Annotated in this window: 5 protein-coding genes and 1 pseudogene; 1 reads left to right on the top strand and 5 read right to left on the bottom strand. The window is 77.3% G+C overall.

Annotated features, from left to right (window positions below; translation table 11 throughout):
* Both HLB09_RS14085 and HLB09_RS14080 read right to left on the bottom strand, forming a co-directional pair.
* A pseudogene (locus tag HLB09_RS14085) lies at positions 1–444 on the bottom strand (hypothetical protein); the annotation flags it as partial.
* An 11-nt stretch (positions 445–455) separates the two neighbouring features.
* Positions 456–1,382: a YihY/virulence factor BrkB family protein gene (locus tag HLB09_RS14080; protein WP_171203973.1), complete on the bottom strand. Its 927-nt coding sequence runs from the start codon at positions 1,380–1,382 to the stop codon at positions 456–458.
* Between the two features lie 121 nt (positions 1,383–1,503).
* Here HLB09_RS14080 and HLB09_RS14075 point away from each other — a divergent pair, with 121 nt between their 5' ends.
* Positions 1,504–2,196, top strand: a complete 693-nt coding sequence (locus HLB09_RS14075) for a class I SAM-dependent methyltransferase (protein ID WP_212771105.1) — start codon at positions 1,504–1,506, stop codon at positions 2,194–2,196.
* A 12-nt stretch (positions 2,197–2,208) separates the two neighbouring features.
* Here HLB09_RS14075 and HLB09_RS14070 read toward each other — a convergent pair whose 3' ends face one another.
* From HLB09_RS14070 to HLB09_RS14060, 3 genes are all read right to left on the bottom strand, one after another.
* A complete protein-coding gene (locus HLB09_RS14070) occupies positions 2,209–3,003 on the bottom strand; it encodes a nitroreductase family protein (protein ID WP_171203972.1) in 795 nt (264 codons plus the stop codon).
* A 2-nt stretch (positions 3,004–3,005) separates the two neighbouring features.
* A complete protein-coding gene (locus tag HLB09_RS14065) occupies positions 3,006–3,404 on the bottom strand; it encodes a hypothetical protein (RefSeq protein WP_171203970.1) in 399 nt (132 codons plus the stop codon).
* 10 nt (positions 3,405–3,414) lie between these two features.
* The coding region (locus HLB09_RS14060) for a DUF3043 domain-containing protein (RefSeq protein ID WP_171203971.1) at positions 3,415–4,037 on the bottom strand (623 nt) is incomplete at its 5' end.

Raw genomic sequence — 4,037 nt, 5'->3', positions numbered from 1 at the left:
CCGATCTGGCGCCTCCTCCGCACCCGGGGGCGCGTCGACGGGCCGGCCGTAGTCGACGACGACGCCCACGCGCACCTGCCCCTCGACCGGTGCGACGTCCTGGCAGAGCTCGGCGAAGGTCGGTCGGCCGCGCGGCGGCCGCGGCCGGGCGTCGGCCGGTGCGGTCGCGAAGCGCCAGCCCTCGACGGTGCCGTCCTCGGCCGTCCGGGCGCTGGGGCCCACGGGCGCGAAGGACCAGGCGCCGTCCTCGACGAGGAAGGAGCCCCAGTAGGCGACGGCTTCCGGCGCCGGGGCCGGCGCCGTGGCCGACGCCGCGGGCGCGACGGCGAGCAGGGCGGCGACGGAGGCGGCTCCTGCGGTGGTGCGTCGTGCCAGTGTCCTCAGCGCTCCTCGTCGGTGGGCTCGTCGTCGGCGGGCTCCTCGTCGAGCGAGGCCCTCCGCCACGGTAGGCGCCGTCAGGCCACGTCCTGGCGGGCCCCGCGCTCGACCCCGGCCCGCACCGCCTCGAGCTGGGCCGCGACCGCGAGGCCGAGGTAGATGGCGACGGACGTCAGCTGCCCCCACAGGAGCAGCGCGACGACGACGGCGAGCGGCCCGTAGACGGTCGTGAAGCTCGCGGAGAGCTCGACGTACTCGACGACCCCCGCCGTCAGCACCGACCAGAGGGCGAGGACGACGAGGCCCCCCAGCGCCAGCCACGACCAGCCCGGCTGCACCCGGCGGGGCCCGTGGCGGAACATCGCCGTCACCGAGGCCACGAGCAGCAGCGCGCCCACCGGCACGGCCACCGCCTGCACGACGTCGTCGTCGCGCCCGTAGAGCTCCTGGACGGCGTCACCGGCCGGCCCGGAGCCGACGAGCAGGAGGAAGCCGGCCAGGGCCGGGAGACCCGCCACGACGGCCATGACGGCCGCCCGCGCGTAGCGCTGCCGGAAGGGGCGGTCGCGCTCGACGCCGTAGATGCGGTTGGCGCCGCGCTCGACCTGGGCCATCGCCGTCGTCAGCACGGCGAGGGCGGAGACGAGGCCGACCCACAGCGCCAGCCGCGCACCGCCCGAGGAGGGCTGGTCCAGCGTCGCGGTCACGAGCTCGCGCGAGACGCCCGGCGTGAGGGCGATGACGACGGCGCGCAGGACCCGGGCCACGTCCTGCCCGCTGACGGACCCGGCCAGCCCGACGAGCGCCACGACGAGCGGCAGGGCGGCGAGGCAGATCTGCAGCCCCAGGGCGCGCGAGTGGGAGAAGCCGTCGGCGTACCGGAAGCGGCGGAAGGACTCCACGGCGAGGGACGGCCCGCAGCGCCGCAGCGTGCGCCACGCGTCGTCGGCCTCGAGCTCCTCCTCGTGCCGCGAGGTCTCGGGCACGTGCGTGGCGCTGCTCACGCCGCGCAGCCTGGCACCTCCGCGCGGCCCCTCGTGCCGGCCCGGCCCCGTGCGCCCCGTGCCACCGGCCACCCGTGGGTGCCCGACGACCGGCCCGGCCGAGGCGGGCGAGGATGACCCCGTGACGCCGGAGGAGGTCGTGCGCGCCGAGGCCGCCCCGGCGCCGGTGCCGCTCGTGCCGGAGGTGGTGCTGCCCGTGGCCGCCGACGTCATGGCGGTGTGGCAGCGCGCGGAGGACCGCGCCGGCGCCCCGCAGCCACCGCCCTTCTGGGCCAGCCCGTGGGCGGGCGGCCAGGCCCTGGCGCGCACGGTGCTGGACCGGCCCGGCCTCGTGGCCGGGCGGCGGGTCGTCGACGTCGCCTGCGGGTCGGGCCTCGTGGCCGTGGCGGCGGCCCTCGCCGGCGCCGGTGACGTGCGGGCGCTCGACGTCGACCCGGCGGCGGTGGCCGCCGCCCGGTGGTCCGCCGCGCTCAACGGGGTGCACGTGGAGGTCCTGCTGGCCGACGCCCTGGCGGACGCCGGCCCGACCGGTCCGCTGGGCGGGGCGGAGGTGGTCCTCGTCGGCGACCTCTTCTACGAGCGCTCGACGGCGCTGCGGCTGCTGCCGGTGCTGCGGCGCCTGCGCGAGGGCGGCGCCGACGTCCTCGTCGGCGACCCCGGCCGCGCCCACCTGCCCCGCGCCGCCTTCGACGAGGTGGCGCGCCACGACGTGCCCGTCGTCGGGGGGCTGGAGGACCGCGCCGTCCGCTCCACCGCCGTGCTGCGCCCCTGGGCCCAGCCGCGGGACGGAGCCGGAGGCAGCGGGGGCCGGTAGGCCCCCGCGCGATCAGGCCCCCGGCTCGTCGCTGAGCGGCGTCCGGCAGGTGCCGCGGTAGACGTACTGCGAGAGCCGCTTGCGCTGGCGGCTCGACCAGTCGATGCGCGGGCGGCGCGCCTCCTCGGGCACGTAGCCGAGGCGGTAGACGGCCATGAGCTCGAGGTCCTCCGGCACCGCCAGCATCTGCTGGATCTCGGCCCAGGCCTCGGGCACCTCCATGGGGAAGGAGACGAACTGGATGCCCATGCCGAGCTGCACCGTCGTCAGCCAGATGTTCTCCACCGCGGCGCCCATGCCGAAGACGGAGTAGAAGCCGGAGAGCTCGCCCGGGCGGTACTCCTCCTTGTCGAGCAGCACGGCCAGCAGCAGCGGGGACCCGGCGACGAGCTGGCGGTTCTGCTCGGCGAGGGTCCGCGGCACGCGGAGCCGGTTCATCATCGCCTGGCCCGCGCCGGTGAAGACCGAGCGCGTGAAGGGGCGCAGGACCGCCGGCAGCTGGTCGATGAGCATCCCGTCGCGCCGCCGCTCCATCTCCTCCTCGGAGAAGCGGAAGTAGGGCTTGTACCGCTCGAAGAAGGTGCCGTTCGAGAGCATCCGCGCCATCGAGCTCGCGCTGATGTCGGCGACGCGCTCGATGACCTCGCGCTCCTCGACCAGGACGAAGCGCCAGGGCTGGCTGTTGAAGTGCGACGGCGCGGTGCCCGCGACCGTCACGAGCAGCCGCTGGTGCTCCTCCGAGACGGGGTCGGGCAGGAAGTGGCCGTTGGTCGTGCGGCGGTTGCGGACGACGTCGAGGAAGTCCACGGTCAGCGCCTCCGGGGGGCGGTCGGGGTCCGGTCCGCGGCGCGCTCGGAGGCGGCCGCGCGCAGGGCGAGCAGGTAGGCGGGCGCGGCCGAGGCCGCCAGCAGGACGTGCCCGCGCGAGGGCGCCCGCACCCGGGGGAGGACGGCGAGGGGGACCAGCGCCGGGACGAGCAGGGGGGCGGTGCGGCTGCCGGCCGCCGCGCCGAGCGCGACCGCTCCCGCCGCACCGGCCACGACGACCCCGTAGAGGGCGTGGTGGACCCAGTGCACCCGTGAGGTGTCGACCAGGCGCAGCCCCACGGCCGTCCCGAGGGCGCAGTTGGCGGCGTAGAGGGCCGCGGCCGCGCCGGCCCCGGTGCGGGCGAGCCGCCGTCCGGGACGCCGGCCGGGGGAGTGGCTCACGGCGCCGCCCTCAGCGCGGCTGCTCGCCGTGGCGGACCTGCGGCTTGGGCAGCCGGCTGCGGCGGATCTGCAGAGCGCGCAGGACGCCGTAGCGCACCGTGCCCGCCGGGAGGTCGTCGCCGAAGCGCGCGGAGAGGCGCTTCTTGAGGTGCCGGTTGAGGAGGAACGAGTCCACGACGACCGCGAGGACGACGAACCAGAGGGCGAGCGTCGAGTACAGCCCCCACAGGGTGTTGACCGACTGCAGCGCGAACTGGAGCACGACGAGGCCCAGGGCGGCGAAGAGGAGGTACTCCCCGACGTTGCGCCGGGCGTCGACGAGGTCGCGGGTGTAGCGGCGGGCCGGACCCTTGTCGCGGGCGGGCAGGTAGCGCTCGTCGCCCGTCTCCATCGCCGAGCGCGTGCGCAGGCGCTCGCTGCGCAGGCGCTCGCGGGAGGCCTTGGCGGCGGCCCGGCGGTCGGTGACGACGAGGGGACGGCGGCGCGCCGCCTCGGCCTCGTGGCGCCGCGGCGTCGTCGTTGGTGCGCCCGACCGTCGTCTCGCCGTCCGAGAGGAGCACGACGGCCGCGGGCACCGGAGCCGTCGGGTCGTCCGGGTCGGGCGGCGCCTGCTGGACCGCCGCGAGCGCGGCG

Source organism: Pseudokineococcus marinus (genome assembly GCF_013004605.1).
Taxonomy (GTDB): Bacteria; Actinomycetota; Actinomycetes; order Actinomycetales; family Quadrisphaeraceae; genus Pseudokineococcus; species Pseudokineococcus marinus.
This window is presented reverse-complemented; position numbering and strand designations above follow the sequence as displayed.